General features: G+C 61.6%; 15 protein-coding genes. 4 read left to right on the top strand and 11 right to left on the bottom strand.

Translation table 11 applies throughout. The features are described 5' to 3' along the window. Window positions 1-72 precede the first annotated feature (72 nt). Complete coding sequence (locus AC58X1_RS18995) at window positions 73-552, top strand: Lrp/AsnC family transcriptional regulator (RefSeq protein WP_497429318.1); 480 nt, start codon at window positions 73-75, stop codon at window positions 550-552. A gap of 91 nt (window positions 553-643) precedes the next feature. On the opposite strand, the gene cysN is transcribed toward AC58X1_RS18995, so the two are convergent. From cysN to AC58X1_RS18980, 3 genes are all read right to left on the bottom strand, one after another. Further along, window positions 644-2,545, bottom strand: coding sequence for a sulfate adenylyltransferase subunit CysN (cysN, locus tag AC58X1_RS18990; protein ID WP_150570646.1), 1,902 nt, complete (start codon window positions 2,543-2,545; stop codon window positions 644-646). A gap of 16 nt (window positions 2,546-2,561) precedes the next feature. After that, window positions 2,562-3,479, bottom strand: coding sequence for a sulfate adenylyltransferase subunit CysD (gene cysD, locus AC58X1_RS18985; RefSeq protein WP_101322023.1), 918 nt, complete (start codon window positions 3,477-3,479; stop codon window positions 2,562-2,564). Between the two features lie 167 nt (window positions 3,480-3,646). Continuing rightward, entirely contained in the window at window positions 3,647-4,405 is a 759-nt protein-coding gene (locus AC58X1_RS18980; RefSeq protein ID WP_497429317.1) for a Nif3-like dinuclear metal center hexameric protein, read from the bottom strand. A gap of 223 nt (window positions 4,406-4,628) precedes the next feature. On the opposite strand from AC58X1_RS18980, the gene algW reads away from it, so the two are divergent. Beyond that, entirely contained in the window at window positions 4,629-5,789 is a 1,161-nt protein-coding gene (algW, locus tag AC58X1_RS18975) for a Do family serine endopeptidase AlgW (RefSeq protein WP_101322025.1), read from the top strand. Between the two features lie 34 nt (window positions 5,790-5,823). Here the strand turns inward: algW and AC58X1_RS18970 are convergent, their stop codons facing one another. The 4 genes from AC58X1_RS18970 to AC58X1_RS18955 all read right to left on the bottom strand — a co-directional run bounded on the left by AC58X1_RS18970 (window position 5,824) and on the right by AC58X1_RS18955 (window position 9,979). Beyond that, complete coding sequence (locus tag AC58X1_RS18970; RefSeq protein WP_103438495.1) at window positions 5,824-6,588, bottom strand: amino acid ABC transporter ATP-binding protein; 765 nt, start codon at window positions 6,586-6,588, stop codon at window positions 5,824-5,826. A 10-nt stretch (window positions 6,589-6,598) separates the two neighbouring features. Next, window positions 6,599-7,696 carry an amino acid ABC transporter permease gene (locus AC58X1_RS18965; protein WP_101322027.1) on the bottom strand — a complete coding sequence of 366 codons (1,098 nt, stop codon included), beginning with the start codon at window positions 7,694-7,696 and terminating at the stop codon, window positions 6,599-6,601. A gap of 9 nt (window positions 7,697-7,705) precedes the next feature. After that, the gene (locus AC58X1_RS18960; RefSeq protein WP_101322028.1) at window positions 7,706-8,884 is read right to left on the bottom strand and encodes an amino acid ABC transporter permease; all 1,179 of its coding nucleotides are present in this window, start codon (window positions 8,882-8,884) and stop codon (window positions 7,706-7,708) included. A gap of 66 nt (window positions 8,885-8,950) precedes the next feature. Next, window positions 8,951-9,979 (bottom strand): amino acid ABC transporter substrate-binding protein, encoded by a 1,029-nt coding sequence (locus AC58X1_RS18955; RefSeq protein WP_101322029.1) that lies wholly within the window; start codon window positions 9,977-9,979, stop codon window positions 8,951-8,953. A gap of 336 nt (window positions 9,980-10,315) precedes the next feature. On the opposite strand from AC58X1_RS18955, the gene AC58X1_RS18950 reads away from it, so the two are divergent. Together AC58X1_RS18950 and rhlB are read left to right on the top strand one after the other, a co-directional pair. After that, on the top strand, window positions 10,316-10,972 hold the full coding sequence (locus AC58X1_RS18950) for an alpha/beta hydrolase (protein ID WP_101322030.1): 657 nt from the start codon (window positions 10,316-10,318) through the stop codon (window positions 10,970-10,972). 101 nt (window positions 10,973-11,073) lie between these two features. Next, window positions 11,074-12,519: an ATP-dependent RNA helicase RhlB gene (rhlB, locus tag AC58X1_RS18945; protein WP_101323100.1), complete on the top strand. Its 1,446-nt coding sequence runs from the start codon at window positions 11,074-11,076 to the stop codon at window positions 12,517-12,519. 25 nt (window positions 12,520-12,544) lie between these two features. On the opposite strand, the gene moaE is transcribed toward rhlB, so the two are convergent. The 4 genes from moaE to AC58X1_RS18925 form a co-directional block, all read right to left on the bottom strand. Then, on the bottom strand, window positions 12,545-12,991 hold the full coding sequence (moaE, locus tag AC58X1_RS18940; protein WP_101322031.1) for a molybdopterin synthase catalytic subunit MoaE: 447 nt from the start codon (window positions 12,989-12,991) through the stop codon (window positions 12,545-12,547). 2 nt (window positions 12,992-12,993) lie between these two features. Beyond that, window positions 12,994-13,239: a MoaD/ThiS family protein gene (locus AC58X1_RS18935; RefSeq protein ID WP_181089681.1), complete on the bottom strand. Its 246-nt coding sequence runs from the start codon at window positions 13,237-13,239 to the stop codon at window positions 12,994-12,996. Beyond that, window positions 13,236-13,709 carry a cyclic pyranopterin monophosphate synthase MoaC gene (gene moaC, locus AC58X1_RS18930; RefSeq protein WP_150570652.1) on the bottom strand — a complete coding sequence of 158 codons (474 nt, stop codon included), beginning with the start codon at window positions 13,707-13,709 and terminating at the stop codon, window positions 13,236-13,238. The genes AC58X1_RS18935 and moaC overlap by 4 nt, the downstream gene beginning before the upstream one ends. 95 nt (window positions 13,710-13,804) lie before the next feature. After that, window positions 13,805-15,199, bottom strand: a complete 1,395-nt coding sequence (locus AC58X1_RS18925; protein ID WP_101322034.1) for a PhoH family protein — start codon at window positions 15,197-15,199, stop codon at window positions 13,805-13,807. Window positions 15,200-15,318: the final 119 nt, after the last annotated feature.

Here is a 15,318-nt window from a genome sequence, read left to right as displayed (position 1 = left end):
TTCCAAAGTCGCCCAGCAAAACCGGCATCTGCGGGCATAAAAACAACAATTGACTCTCTGGAAGGGCAAGCCATGCCTACGACCCTTGACCGCACCGATCGCGCCCTGCTCGGCGCCTTGCAGGACAACGCCCGCCTCACGATTTCCGAACTCGCCGATCGGGTTTCCCTGACCACTTCGCCCTGCTGGCGGCGGGTCAAGCTGCTCGAAGACAACGGCTACATCACTGGCTATCAGGCAGTGCTCTCGCCCAAGGCCTTGGGCTTTGGCGTGACCGCGTTCGTCAGCATTATGATGGATTCACATACCAAAGAGATGGCCTTGGCATTTGAGCGGCGATTGCTGGAAATCCCCGAGATCGTCGCTTGCCATAACGTGTCCGGACGCTACGATTTTTTGCTGGAGATTCTGGCGCGGGATCTGGAATCGTTTGGGGAATTTACCCGCGAGGTGCTGCAGCGGCTGCCTGGGGTGAAGGAGATCTATTCGAGTTTTTCGTACAAGGCAGTCAAGGAGCGGCGGGTGATTCCGGTATCCGAGAAGCATATTTGAGGGCCCCACTGCAGCCCTTGCCGATCTTCAGGCACACGCAACAAACAAAAAACCCCGCCGAAGCGGGGTTTTTCAGTTACCTCAACGGGTCTTAGATAGCACCACGCTGACGCAACACTTCCAGCACCTGCTTGACGCCGTCTTCGACGCTGCTGCTCTGGGTATCGATCACCAGATCTGCATCCAGCGGCACATCGAACGGGAAGCTTTCGCCCGGGATGTTATCGCCAGCAGCGGCGTACAGGCCCTGCGGGTCACGCTCGCGGCACGCCAGTGGCGAAGCCTGCACGTACACCGTGATCAAGCGCTCCTTGCCGATCAGCGCCTTGGCCTGTTCGCGGCCTTCGGCATCCGGTGCGACGAACGCAGCCAGGGTCAACATGCCGGCTTCGTTGAACTGACGCGCGACATGCGCGGCGCGACGCCAGTTCTCGGTGCGCCCGGCGCGGTCCTGTGGCAGGCCCTTGTTCAGGTCATGGCGCAGGTTCTGGCCATCGAGCACGTAGACCGCCCGGCCCATGTCGAACAGCTTGCGCTCCACGGCGTAGGCCAGGGTGCTCTTGCCAGCGCCGGACAGGCCGCTGAACAGCACGGTGGCTGGCTGCTGACCAAAGCGCAGAGCGCGCTCTTCGGTGGTGACATGGGCCTGCTTGCCATGCTGACCAGTGCTGCCGTGCGGCAGTACCGGCGGTGCGATGATCATGCCGGCACCAACGGTGCCGTTGGTCAGGCGGTCAATGACGATGAACGCGCCCGTAGTGCGGTTGCTGTCGTAGCCGTCCAGCGCGATGGCGGAGTCGAGGCTGACCTTGACCCGGCCGATCTCGTTCAACTGCAGCGAACTGGCCGCGCCCTTGTCGAGGGTGTTCACATCGACCCTGTGGGTGATGCTGGCGATCGAGCCCGGCACGTAGCTGGTGGCGCGCTTGATGTCGTACTTCTTGCCCGGCAGCATCGGCTCTTCGGCCATCCACACGAGCATGGCGTCGAACTGGTCGGTCACCGGCGGCACGTTGTCGGCATGCACCAGCAGGTCGCCACGGGAGATGTCGATCTCGTCTTCCATGGTCAGGGTCACGGCCTGGCCTGGGCCGGCGTGCTCCAGTTCACCTTCATAGGTGACGATGGATTTGACCCGGCTGCTCTTGCCCGACGGCAGTACGACGATCTCGTCGCCCTTGTGCACCACGCCGCTGGCGAGGGTGCCGGCAAAGCCGCGGAAGTTCAGGTTGGGCCGGTTGACGTACTGCACCGGGAAACGCAGGTCGGTGAAGTTGCGGTCGGCAGCGACTTCGACGGTCTCGAGGATTTCCATCAAGGTCTGGCCGCTGTACCACGGCGAACGCTCGCTGCGATTGACCACGTTGTCGCCCTTGAGCGCAGACATCGGCACGAAGTGCAGGCTGCTCGGGGTCAGGTCAATGGCCTGCGCAAACTTCAGGTAATCAGCCTTGATCGACTCGAACAGCTGCTCGTCGAAGCCTTTGAGGTCCATCTTGTTGACCGCAACGACGATGTGCTTGATGCCCAGCAGCGAGGCGATGTAGCTGTGCCGACGGGTCTGGGTCTGCACGCCGTAGCGGGCATCGACGAGGATGATCGCCAGGTCGCAGGTCGACGCACCGGTGGCCATGTTGCGGGTGTACTGCTCATGGCCCGGGGTGTCGGCGATGATGAACTTGCGCTTGGCGGTAGAGAAGTAGCGGTAGGCGACATCGATGGTGATGCCCTGCTCGCGCTCGGCCTGGAGGCCATCGACCAGCAATGCCAGGTCGACTTCTTCGCCCGTGGTGCCGGACTTTTTCGAATCGCGGGTAATGGCCTCGAGGTGGTCCTCGTAGATCATTTTCGAGTCGTGCAGCAGGCGCCCGATCAGGGTGCTCTTGCCGTCATCGACGTTGCCGCAGGTAAGGAACCGCAGCAGTTCTTTGCGCTCGTGCTGAGCCAGATAAGCGACGATGTCTTCGCTGATCAAATCGGATTGATGCGACATGGAGTAACCCTGAAAATTAGAAGTAGCCCTGGCGTTTTTTGTCTTCCATGGAGCCTGCGCCATCGTGGTCGATGACCCGGCCCTGACGCTCGGAAGTGCGCGTCAGGAGCATCTCCTGGATGATGTCGGTCAGGCTGTCGGCATCCGACTCCACCGCGCCCGTCAACGGGTAGCAGCCAAGGGTACGGAAGCGCACCTTCTTCTTGACAATGCGGGCTTTCTCTTCCTCGGAGAGGTGCTCGAGAATGCGCTCGTCGTCGATCATGATCAGGGTGCCGTTCTTCTCGATGACTTCACGCTCGGCGGCGAAGTACAGCGGCACGATCGGGATGCCTTCAAGGTAGATGTACTGCCAGATGTCCAGCTCGGTCCAGTTCGACAGCGGGAAGACGCGGATCGACTCGCCTTTGTTGACCTTGCCGTTGTAGACGTTCCACAGCTCAGGGCGCTGGTTTTTCGGGTCCCAGCGGTGCTTGCTGTCGCGGAACGAATAGACCCGCTCCTTGGCCCGGGATTTTTCCTCGTCGCGGCGCGCACCACCGAAGGCGGCATCGAAGCCGTACTTGTCCAGTGCCTGCTTGAGGCCCTGGGTCTTCATGATGTCGGTGTGCTTGGAGCTGCCATGGGTGAATGGGTTGATGCCCTGCGCCACCCCTTCCGGGTTGACGTGGGTGATCAACTCCAGGCCCATTTCCTCGACCATCTTGTCGCGGAAGCTGTACATCTCCTGGAATTTCCACTGGGTATCGACGTGCATCACCGGAAACGGCAGCTTGCCCGGGAAGAAGGCCTTGCGCGCCAGGTGCAGCATCACGGCAGAGTCTTTACCGATCGAGTAGAGCATCACCGGGTTGTCGAACTCGGCGGCCACCTCGCGGATGATGTGGATGCTTTCCGCCTCCAGCTGTTTCAAGTGCGTCAGTTTGTCGACCATGGCTACTCACGTAAAACGATCTTATGAACGGCCAGCGGGCCGTGTTCGAGCGAGCCACTTTAGCACAGCGACTGCTTCTATTTAGGCAGGCGGCTAGATCGAAACGGTCTAACCATATGACTTCCGGTTTGGGGCTTCAGCAGGTGTAGGAGCACGCAATCTGGCGCTCAGATCGGATTCGGGCAGTCGATAAACAGGTGCTCGACGGCGAAGCGCCGGGCCAGATAGTCACCCAGCGCCTGCACGCCATAGCGCTCGGTAGCGTGGTGGCCGGCAGCGATGAAGCTGATGCCGTTTTCGCGGGCGCTGTGAAAGGTCTGCTCGGAGGCCTCGCCACTGATGAACAGGTCGACGCCCTGGGCAATCGCCGTGTCGATGTAGCCCTGACCGCCGCCGGTGCACCAACCGATCCGCCGCACCAGTTGCTCGCCTTCGATGAGCAACGGCTCGCGACCCAGTACCTCTTGCACGCGGCGAGCGAAATCACGCGCCGAGACTGGCTCGTCGAGCGAGCCGAGCATGCCTACCACCTTGGGATTGTTTGGCTCCAGCGGGCCTTCGACGGTGATGCCCAACTGATGCGCCAGTTGCACGTTGTTGCCAACCTCGGGGTGCACATCCAGCGGCAGATGGAACGCCAGCAGGCTGATGTCATGCTTGAGCAGCGTCTTCATGCGACGTTGTTTGATGCCGGTGATGCACGGGTCTTCGCCTTTCCAGAAGTAACCATGGTGCACCAGCACCAGATCAGCCTCGGCTTCTACTGCCGCATCAAGCAATGCCTGGCTTGCGGTAACGCCGCTGACGATGCGGCTGACCTGGGGCCGACCTTCGACTTGCAGGCCATTGGGGCAGTAATCCTGGATCCGCGCGCTGTTCAGGTAGCGTTCGGCTTCGGTGACCAGCGTGGTGAGGGCGACGGCCATGAAAAATCTCCTCGCAGTGGCATGTAGGCAGGGCGCAAGGCCCTATAATGGCGGCCATTATGAGCTGTCGCCGGCGCTGCGGATACCGCTGGCAGGCGCCCGCCAAACGCACGCCGACGATGCGCCGCAGTGGCCGTCGCCGCGCGCCGTGTTCAGGTGTATCATCGCGCGCGCCTCCCCGGGCCGCTCTGCGACGGCCCTGCCCTACTCCAGGATTGATTCAATGCTCAAGGTTCTGCGTTACTTTGGCTGGCCACTGCTTACCGGCATATTGATCGCCATGCTGGTCATCCAGCGCTTTCCCGAGTGGGTCGGCCTGCCCAGCCAGGACGTCAACCTGCAGCAGGCGCCGCAGACCACCCGGATCATGCAGGGCCCGGTGTCGTACGCCGACGCCGTCACCCTGGCGGCGCCAGCGGTGGTCAACCTGTACACCACCAAAGTGGTCAACAAGAGCGCCCACCCGCTATTCGAAGACCCGCAGTTCCGCCGATTCTTCGGTGACAACCTGCCCAAGCAACGGCGCTGGGAATCGAGCCTGGGTTCGGCGGTGATCATGAGCCCGGAAGGCTACCTGCTGACCAACAACCACGTCACCAGCGGTGCCGACCAGATTGTGGTCGCCCTCAAGGACGGCCGCGAGACCTTGGCCCGAGTGATCGGCAGCGACCCGGAAACCGACCTGGCGGTGCTCAAGATCGACCTGAAGAACCTGCCGGCGATTACCATCGGCCGCTCCGACACTATCCACATCGGCGACGTTTCGCTGGCCATCGGCAACCCGTTCGGGGTTGGCCAGACGGTGACCATGGGCATCATCAGCGCCACCGGGCGTAACCAGCTGGGCCTGAACAACTACGAAGACTTCATCCAGACCGATGCGGCGATCAACCCCGGCAACTCCGGGGGTGCGCTGGTCGACGCCAATGGCAACCTGGTCGGTATCAACACGGCGATCTTCTCCAAGTCCGGCGGTTCGCAGGGTATCGGCTTCGCCATCCCGGTAAAACTGGCGCTTGAGGTGATGAAGTCGATCATCGAACACGGCCAGGTGATTCGCGGCTGGCTGGGGATCGAGGTGCAGCCACTCAGCCAGGAATTGGCCGAATCGTTTGGCCTCGAAGGCAAACCAGGGATCGTCGTAGCGGGGATCTTCCGCGATGGCCCTGCGCAGCGCGCAGGCTTGCAGTTGGGTGATGTGATCCTGAGCATCAACGGCGAGCCGGCGGGCGATGGGCGCAAGTCGATGAACCAGGTGGCGCGGATCAAGCCGACCGACAAGGTGGCGATCGAGGTGATGCGCAATGGCAAGCAGCTCAAGCTGATCGCCGAAGTGGGCCTGCGCCCACCGCCGGCGCCGGTAGCGCCGAGCGAAGAGAAATAAACAAAAGGGGCCGCAATCGCGGCCCCTTTTTGTATCAGTGCAGGATCTGGCTGAGGAACAACTTGGTCCGATCGCTCTGCGGCCGGTCGAAGAAGTCATCCGGCGCCGCCTGCTCTACGATCTCGCCCTTGTCCATGAAGATCACCCGGTTGGCCACGGTGCGGGCAAAGCCCATCTCGTGAGTCACGCAGAGCATGGTCATGCCGTCTTCGGCCAGGCCCACCATGGTGTCGAGCACCTCCTTGACCATCTCCGGGTCGAGCGCCGAGGTCGGCTCATCGAACAGCATGATCTTCGGCTTCATGCACAGCGCTCGGGCAATTGCCACTCGCTGCTGCTGACCACCCGACAACTGCCCAGGGAACTTGTGCGCCTGCTCCGGGATGCGCACGCGCTCCAGATAGTGCATGGCGATTTCCTCGGCCTTGCGCTTGGGCATCTTGCGCACCCACATCGGCGCCAGGGTGCAGTTCTCGAGAATGGTCAAGTGCGGGAACAGGTTGAAGTGCTGAAACACCATGCCGACTTCGCGGCGGATCGCTTCGATCTGCTTGAGGTCGTTGGTCAGCTCGACGCCGTCAACGACGATGCGCCCTTGCTGATGCTCCTCGAGCCGGTTGAGGCAACGAATGGTGGTCGACTTGCCTGAGCCGGACGGCCCGCACAAGACGATCCGCTCGCCCTGACGCACGTTCAGGTTGATGTCCTTGAGCACATGGAACTGGCCGTACCACTTGTTCACGCCCTGCATCTGGATGATGCCTTCGGGGCCGGCAGGCTGCTTGATCGCTTCACTCATTTTGAAACTCCTAACGCTTGTGGCCAGTGTCCAGCTTGCGCTCCAGGTGCATGGAGTAGCGGGACATACCGAAACAGAAAATCCAGTAAACCAGGGCGGCAAACACGTAGCCCTCGGTCGCCATACCCAACCAGGCCGGGTCTGCCGTGGCTTGGCGCACGCTGTTGAGCAGGTCGAACAGGCCGATGATGATTACCAGGCTGGTGTCCTTGAACAGGGCAATGAAGGTGTTGACGATGCCCGGGATGACCAGCTTCAAGGCCTGCGGCAGGATGACCAGGCCCATCGAGCGCCAGTAACCCAGGCCCATCGCCGACGCGGCTTCGTACTGGCCTTTGGGGATGGCCTGCAAGCCACCGCGTACCACCTCGGCGATGTACGCCGACTCGAACAGGATGACGAAAATCATCGCCCGCAGCAGCTTGTCGAAGCTCATGCCTTCCGGCATGAACAACGGCAGCATCACCGAAGACATGAACAGCACGGTGATCAGCGGAATACCGCGCCAGAACTCGATGAAGGTCACCGACACCGACTTGATCACCGGCATCCGCGAGCGCCGCCCAAGTGCCAGCAGAATCCCCAACGGCAATGCCGCGGCGATACCGACGGTAGCGATCACCAGGGTCAGCATCAGCCCGCCCCACTGCGAGGTCGGTACCTGGCTCAGGCCAAAGCTGCCGCCATGCAGCAGGAAGTACGCCACGGTCGGGTAGACCAGCAGGTAGCCAATGCCGTAGGCCACCTTGCGCGGGAAGCGACGGATGAACAGCGGCGCAGCGCCGATCACGCCCAGCCACACGGTCAGGTCGACGCGCCAGCGCAGATCGCTCGGGTAATAGCCATACATGAACTGGCCGAAGCGCTGCTGGACGAACACCCAGCAGGCGCCCTCCTTGGTGCAGTCGGCGCGGGTAGTGCCGGTCCAGTTGGCGTCGATGAACGCCCACTGCAGCAGCGGCGGCACGGCCAGCCAGACCAGGTAGATGGCAAAGAAGGTCAGCAGCGTGTTGATCCAGCTGGAGAACAGGTTGGCGCGCATCCAGGCCACCACACCAACGGTTTTCACCGGTGGTGGCATATCAGGTTTGAAAACATGGGCGTTCATGCGCGACTCCTACCGCTCGATCAGCGCAATGCGCTTGTTGTACCAGTTCATCAGCAACGAGATGCTGATGCTGATCGTCAGATAAACCGCCATGGTGATCGCCATGACCTCGACCGACTGGCCGGTCTGGTTGAGTACGGTGCCGGCAAACAGCGAGACCAGTTCCGGGTAGCCGATAACGGCTGCCAGTGAGGAGTTCTTGGTCAGGTTGAGGTACTGGCTGGTCAACGGTGGAATGATCACCCGCAGCGCCTGGGGAATGATCACCTTGCGCAACGTCGGGCCTTCGCGCAGCCCCAGCGAACGGGCGGCTTCGGTCTGGCCGTGGCTGACCGAGCGGATGCCGGCACGCACGATTTCGGCAATAAACGCAGCGGTATAGATCGACAGCGCCAGGGTCAGTGCCATGAACTCGGGGATCAGCACCCAGCCACCGGCAAAGTTGAAGCCTTTGAGCTGCGGCACTTCCCACTGCAGCGGGTTGCCGAACAGCAGCACGCACATGGCCGGAATGCCGACCATCAGCGCCAGGCCGACCCAGAACTTGTGGAACGGTTGCCCGGTTAGCTCGAAGCGCTTGTTGGCCTGGCGCACCATCAGCACCACCGCGACAATGGCGACCACCAGCGAAACCACAAACGGCCAGAAGCCATCGGCCATCGACGCGCCCGGCATGTTCACGCCGCGGCTACTGATAAAGAACAGGTCATCGATATTGATGCTGCCGCGCGGCCCAGGCAACGCAGTGAACACCGCGAAGTACCAGAACAGGATCTGCAGCAGTGGCGGGATGTTGCGGAAGGTCTCGACGTAGACCGTGGCCAACTTGTAGACCACCCAGTTGGAGGACAGGCGGCCGACCCCCACGGTAAAGCCGATCAAGGTCGCCAGGACGATACCGATGACACTCGCCAGCAAGGTGTTGAGCAGGCCGACCAGCAGCACCCGCGAGTAGGTGTCCGCTTCGGTGTAGTCGATCAGGTGCTGGGCAATGCCGAAGCCAGCACTGCGCTCGAGAAAGTCGAAGCCCGAGGTGATGCCCCGGTGCTGCATGTTGGTTTGGGTGTTGTGGATCAGGTACCAGCCCAGACCGACCACGCAGACCACCGTGAGGATCTGGAACAGCCACGCGCGCACACGTGGATCACTAAGGGAAAAGCCCTTGGGTGCGCCGATTTGATTTTGCATGAAGTGCCCCGGAAAAAAGGGATCAGAACAGCCTGCGGCGGCAGGATGCCGCCGCAGGTGCAGCCATCAGCGCACCGGAGGTGCGTACTGGATGCCGCCGTTGTTCCACAGGGCATTCAGGCCACGATCGATCTGCAGCGGGGTGCTCTTGCCAAGGTTCTTCTCGAACACTTCGCCGTAGTTACCCACTTGCTTGACGATCTGTACCACCCAGTCCTTGGGCAACTTGAGGTCTTTGCCGTATTCGCCGTCAGCGCCGAGCAGACGGGCGTTGTCCGGGTTCTTGCCGGATTTGGCTTCAGCCTCGACGTTTTTCGAGGTGAGGCCGGCTTCTTCGGCATTGAGCATGGCGAACAGGGTCCACTTGACGATGCTGAACCACTCTTCATCACCTTTACGCACGACAGGGCCCAGTGGCTCCTTGGAGATGGTCTCCGGGAGTACCACGTAGTCGGTCGGTGCTGCCAGCTTGGAGCGTTGTGCGTAGAGCTGCGACTTGTCCGAGGTGAGCACATCGCAACGGCCCGATTCCAGCGACTTGGCGCTCTCGTCGGAGGTGTCGAAGGTGATCGGGGTGTACTTCAGGCCATTGGCGCGGAAGTAGTCGGAGACGTTCAGTTCGGTGGTGGTGCCTGCCTGGATGCAGACGGTCGCGCCGTCGAGCTCCTTGGCGCTGGAAACACCGAGCTTCTTGTTGACCAGGAAGCCGATGCCGTCGTAGTAGGTCACGCCAGCGAAGACCAGGCCCATGCCAGCATCACGCGAGCTGGTCCAGGTGGTGTTGCGCGAGAGTACATCGACTTCGCCGGACTGCAGCGCAGTGAAGCGCTCCTTGGCGTTGAGCTGGCTGAACTTGACCTTGGTGGCATCGCCGAACACTGCAGCGGCTACCGCACGGCACACATCGGCATCGATGCCGACAATGTTGCCCTTGGCGTCAGGTACCGAGAAACCCGGCAGGCCATCGCTCACGCCACACTGGACGAAGCCCTTTTTCTTTACCGCATCCAGCGTAGCGCCGGCCTGGGCAAAACTGGTTGCACCCAGCGCGGCGGCAGCGGTCAGGACTGCCAGCGTGGTTTTCAACATCTTCATCTACAACCTCCAAATCGCTCTTGTTGTGTCGAGCCGGAATTGCACCGCACCCTTATGAGGCGCATCCGACCCCTGTTGGCTTGTTTTTGGGTCACGTGGTGCAATGAGCTGTTCTGTGACAGCCTTTGATCCAAACGAGGGGTGTTACCGTCGCCGGTTAATCCCTTCGCATCGGTAGATCCATAGCAAGGCGCGTACCACAGTTGCCGGCTTAAGCGTTTAAGCGGTCGTCAAGTAGGAAAAGTTGTACAGTTGCGACATCTTGTTAAAGCATTCGCTACCCCTGCCTTTTTTTAATGCACCTAATACGTACACGCGCACAAATTCGGAGCAGTTATGACCAACCCGTTGATTATCGAACCGCAAACCACCGCTGACGCCTGTGTGATCTGGTTGCACGGCCTGGGTGCCGACCGTTACGACTTCCTACCGGTGGCCGAATTTCTTCAGGAGCGTTTGCTCAGCACGCGCTTCGTCATGCCCCAGGCGCCGACCCGCCCAGTCACCATCAATGGCGGCTACGCCATGCCCAGCTGGTACGACATCAAGGCCATGACCCCGGCGCGCGCCATCGATGAAGCGCAGTTGGACGAGTCGGCCGAGCAGATCATCCAGCTGATCAAGGCCGAGCAGGCCAAAGGCATCAGCCTGGCGCGGATCATCCTCGCCGGGTTTTCCCAGGGCGGCGCGGTAGTGCTGCACACTGCCTATATAAAGTGGCAGGAAGCGCTCGGCGGGGTCATTGCCCTGTCGACCTACGCGCCGACCTTCAGCGCCGAGCACCAACTCAGTGCCTGCCAGGAGCGCACTCCTGCACTGTGCCTGCACGGCATCCATGACCCGGTGGTGATCCCGTCGATGGGCCGCACCGCCTTCGAGTACCTGAGCCAATGGAACGTCGCCGCGCGCTGGCAGGAGTACCCGATGGAGCATGAAGTGGCCGTGGCCGAGCTTGCCGATATCCACGACTGGCTCAGCGAACGGCTGCGTTGAACCCGGCCGGCAGGCAGCTGCCGGTGCATTCTCCTACGCCGCGCCCGAATCTTGCATTACACTGGCCGGCGTATATTCCTTAATCAAATAACGAGATGACCGTGCTGAAGGCACTGAAAAAGATATTCGGCAAGGGAGACGCCGCAGCGCAAACGGCTGCTCCCCAAGCCACTGAGACAGCACCCGCACCTGCGGTTCTACCGCCTGCTACCGAGGTTAAGCCTCACCCCGAGCCTGCCGTTGCTGCTGCGCCGGTTGTATCGCCGCGCAGCGAAAAGCCTGCGCAAGCCAAGCCTCGCCGCGAACGCAAGCCCAAGCCACAGGCCAGCCTGTGGAAGCCGGAAGATTTCGTCGTCGAAGCTCAGGAAGGCAAGACCCGCTTCCACGACTTCAAGCTCAGCAACGAGCTGATGCATGCCATTCAAGACCTCGGCTTCCCGTACTGCACGCCGATCCAGGCCCAGGTTCTGGGTTATACCCTGCGCGGTCAGGACGCCATCGGCCGGGCCCAGACCGGTACCGGCAAGACGGCCGCGTTTCTGATTTCGATCATTTCCCAGCTGCAGCAGACGCCGCCGCCGAAAGAGCGCTACATGGGCGAGCCGCGTGCGCTGATCATCGCGCCGACCCGCGAGCTGGTGGTGCAGATCGCCAAAGACGCCGCCGACCTGACCAAGTACAGCGGCCTCAACGTCATGACCTTTGTTGGCGGCATGGACTTCGACAAGCAGCTCAAAGCGCTTGAAGCCCGTCACTGCGACATTCTGGTGGCCACCCCGGGCCGCCTGCTGGACTTCCACCAGCGCGGCGAAGTGCACCTGGACATGGTCGAAGTGATGGTGCTCGATGAAGCTGACCGTATGCTCGACATGGGCTTCATCCCTCAGGTCCGGCAGATCATCCGCCAGACCCCGCCGAAGAGCGAACGGCAGACGCTGCTGTTCTCGGCGACCTTCACCGACGACGTGATGAACCTGGCCAAGCAGTGGACCACCAACCCGGCGATCGTCGAGATCGAGCCGGAAAACGTCGCCAGCGAAACTGTCGAGCAGCACGTCTACGCCGTTGCCGGCAGCGACAAGTACAAGCTGCTGTACAACCTGATTACCCAGCAGAAGTGGGAACGGGTGATGGTCTTTGCCAACCGCAAGGACGAAGTACGGCGTATCGAAGAGCGCCTGGTGCGCGATGGCATCAACGCCGCTCAGCTGTCCGGCGATGTACCGCAGCACAAGCGTATTCGTACTCTGGAGAATTTCCGCGAAGGGCGCGTCACCGTGCTGGTCGCTACCGACGTTGCCGGGCGCGGGATTCACATCGATGGCATCAGCCACGTGATCAACTTCACCCTGCCGGAAGATCCGGACGACTACGTGCACCGCATCGGCCGTACCGGCCGCGCTGGCGCCGCTGGCATCTCGATCAGTTTTGCGGGTGAAGACGACTCGTATCAGTTGCCGGGCATCGAAGCCCTGCTGGGTCGCAAGATCAAGTGCGAAATGCCGCCTGACGAACTGCTCCAGGCGGTGCCGCGCAAGGCGCACTGATAGTCCGATCGCAGGCTCTGCCGAACTACCAGCGTTCGGCAGCCTGCTGATCGCTGTGCCTGCCCTCGACCCAGCGTGGTCCGTCTTCGGTGGTTTCTTTCTTCCAGAACGGCGCGCGGGTTTTCAGGTAATCCATGATGAAGTTGCAGCCATCGAAGGCGGCCTGACGGTGCGCGCTGGCGACGCCGACGAAAACGATCGGCTCGCCGGGCTGAAGCGTCCCTATACGGTGCAGCACCTCGACCTTGAGCAACGGCCAACGCTGCTCGGCTTCGACGATGATCTTGGTCAGGGCCTTTTCGGTCATGCCGGGGGCGTGCTCGAGAAACATCCCCGCCACTTCGCGGCCATCGTTGAAGTCGCGCACATAGCCGACAAAACTCACCACCGCACCGACGCCGGCATTGGCTGCGTGCATGGCATTGACCTCGGCGCCGGGATCGAACGCCTGTTGCTGCACTCGTACGGCCATGTTCAGCCTCCGGTCACCGGTGGGAAAAACGCCACTTCGTCGCCATCTGCCAGTGGTTCAGCCAAACGGCAAAGGTCCTGGTTGCGCGCGCACATCAGATTCTGCTCGGCGAGCACGGCATACTCCGGGCCTTTGCCAAGCAGTGCCTGGCGGACTGCTTCGACAGATCCGAAGTCACCCTCCAGGCGCTCACCGTCGCGCCCAAGCAGCTCACGGTAACGGGCGAAGTACACCACCTCGACGCTCATTGCGCAGCCGCCTTGAAGTCGCCGCTCTTGCCGCCGACCTTCTCCAGCAGGCGCACCTGTTCAATGACCATGCCTTTGTCGACGGCCTTGCACATGTCGTAGATGGTCAGCGCGGCGACGCTGGCAGCCGTCAGTGCTTCCATCTCCACTCCGGTCTGCCCGGCGAGCTTGCAGCGGGCAACGATACGCACGGCATCAACGCCATCGGCTGTGAGCTCGACCTTGACGCTGGTGAGCATCAGCGGGTGGCACAGCGGGATTAGGTCACTGGTCTTTTTCGCCGCCTGGATACCGGCAATACGCGCCACGGCGAACACATCACCCTTGGGGTGATCACCGTCGACGATCATCTGCAGGGTCTGCGGCAACATGCGTACCCGCGCCTCGGCCACTGCCTCGCGCTGGGTCACGGCTTTTTCAGTGACGTCGACCATATTGGCGCGCCCCTGGGAATCGAGATGAGTCAGCACTGCTCTGCTCCTGTGAAGGGAGCAGAGAGTGTAAACCTGCAAGTCAGCTTTTCGCAGCGAAAATAACCGGGCGGCGAACCGCCCGGCCAGATGGTTTACATATGCGACTCGGCGTACTCGGCGAGCACCGAGCGCGGAACACCCTGCAGGGTGATGTGCACGCCGTGGGGGAAGTCCTTGAAGCGCTCGGTCAGGTAGGTCAGGCCCGAGCTGGTTGCGGACAGGTAAGGGGTGTCGATCTGCGCCAGGTTGCCCAGGCAGACCACCTTGGAGCCAGCACCGGCACGGGTGATGATGGTTTTCATCTGGTGCGGGGTGAGGTTCTGGCATTCATCGATCAGGATCAGGCTCTGCTGGAAACTGCGACCGCGGATGTAGTTCAGCGATTTGAACTGCAGCGGTACCCGTTCAAGGATGTACTCGACACTGCCGTGGGTACTCTCGTCGTCCATGTGCAGGGCTTCGAGGTTGTCGGTGATAGCGCCCAGCCAAGGCTCCATCTTCTCCGCCTCGGTACCGGGCAGGAAGCCGATCTCCTGGTCCAGCCCCTGCACGCTGCGGGTGGCGATGATGCGCCGGTAGCGTTTGCTGACCATGGTTTGTTCGATGGCTGCCGCCAACGCCAGGATGGTCTTGCCCGAACCCGCTGCGCCGGTCAGGTTGACCAGATGGATATCCGGATCGAGCAAGGCGAACAGCGCCAGGCTCTGGTGGATGTCACGCGGTTTCAGGCCCCAGGCTTCCTGGTGCAACAGCGGCTCCTGGTGCAGGTCGAGCAACAGCAGTTCGCCCTCGCGGATGCCTTTGACCCAGCCGACAAAGCCTTGCTCGTCGATGATGAACTCGTTGACGTGCACCGACGGCAACGGGTCGGTCAGTTGTACCCGGTGCCAGGTACGGCCGCGCTCCTGACGCGTGTCGACCTTGTTGACGCGGTCCCAGAAGGAACCGCTGACCGAGTGATAGCCCTTGGACAACAGCGATACGTCGTCAACCAGTTGGTCGGTGCTGTAGTCCTCGGCGGCAATGCCGCAGGCGCGCGCCTTGAGGCGCATGTTGATGTCTTTGGTGACCAGCACCACGTCCAGATCCGCACGTTTGGCGCGCAGTTCCAGCAACTGGTTGATGATGATGTTGTCAGCGAGGTTTTCCGGCAGCAGGCGATTGGGCTCGCTGCGCGGGCCCATCAGGATCGACAGGAAGCCTTTGGGTCCGCTCTTGCCACGCTGGATCGGCACGCCCTGTTCGACGTCATTGGGTGACGCGTCGGCAAGGGTCTGGTCGATCAGGCGAATGGCCTGGCGGCAGTCGGCGGCGATGGTCTTTGTGCCCGTCTTGAGCTTGTCGAGTTCCTCCAGCACCGTCATCGGGATAGCGACGTGGTGCTCCTCGAAGTTGAGCAGGGCGTTGGGATCGTGGATCAGGACGTTGGTATCGAGCACATACAGGATTGGCTTGCTGGAGGAAGGGTTGCGTCCATGGTCATCCATACTCGGGCACCTTATGTCAGAACCGCGCGACGCATTCTGGCTGCGTCGCAGAGTGACGCCGTTCTCCCCGTATCCGCGTTGTTACGGGCGGGGGGCTCACCTGGCAAAGGAGGGTCTGG

The sequence above is a fragment of the Pseudomonas sp. PGPR N4 genome (assembly GCF_059693665.1).
This window is presented reverse-complemented; position numbering and strand designations above follow the sequence as displayed.

Coding starts and splice junctions, on each gene's coding strand:
- AC58X1_RS18995 (WP_497429318.1), top strand. CDS start 73: ATGCCTACGACCCTTGACCGCACCGATCGCGCCCTGCTCGGCGCCTTG.
- cysN (WP_150570646.1), bottom strand. CDS start 2,545: ATGTCGCATCAATCCGATTTGATCAGCGAAGACATCGTCGCTTATCTG.
- cysD (WP_101322023.1), bottom strand. CDS start 3,479: ATGGTCGACAAACTGACGCACTTGAAACAGCTGGAGGCGGAAAGCATC.
- AC58X1_RS18980 (WP_497429317.1), bottom strand. CDS start 4,405: ATGGCCGTCGCCCTCACCACGCTGGTCACCGAAGCCGAACGCTACCTG.
- algW (WP_101322025.1), top strand. CDS start 4,629: ATGCTCAAGGTTCTGCGTTACTTTGGCTGGCCACTGCTTACCGGCATA.
- AC58X1_RS18970 (WP_103438495.1), bottom strand. CDS start 6,588: ATGAGTGAAGCGATCAAGCAGCCTGCCGGCCCCGAAGGCATCATCCAG.
- AC58X1_RS18965 (WP_101322027.1), bottom strand. CDS start 7,696: ATGAACGCCCATGTTTTCAAACCTGATATGCCACCACCGGTGAAAACC.
- AC58X1_RS18960 (WP_101322028.1), bottom strand. CDS start 8,884: ATGCAAAATCAAATCGGCGCACCCAAGGGCTTTTCCCTTAGTGATCCA.
- AC58X1_RS18955 (WP_101322029.1), bottom strand. CDS start 9,979: ATGAAGATGTTGAAAACCACGCTGGCAGTCCTGACCGCTGCCGCCGCG.
- AC58X1_RS18950 (WP_101322030.1), top strand. CDS start 10,316: ATGACCAACCCGTTGATTATCGAACCGCAAACCACCGCTGACGCCTGT.
- moaE (WP_101322031.1), bottom strand. CDS start 12,991: ATGGCCGTACGAGTGCAGCAACAGGCGTTCGATCCCGGCGCCGAGGTC.
- AC58X1_RS18935 (WP_181089681.1), bottom strand. CDS start 13,239: ATGAGCGTCGAGGTGGTGTACTTCGCCCGTTACCGTGAGCTGCTTGGG.
- AC58X1_RS18925 (WP_101322034.1), bottom strand. CDS start 15,199: ATGGATGACCATGGACGCAACCCTTCCTCCAGCAAGCCAATCCTGTAT.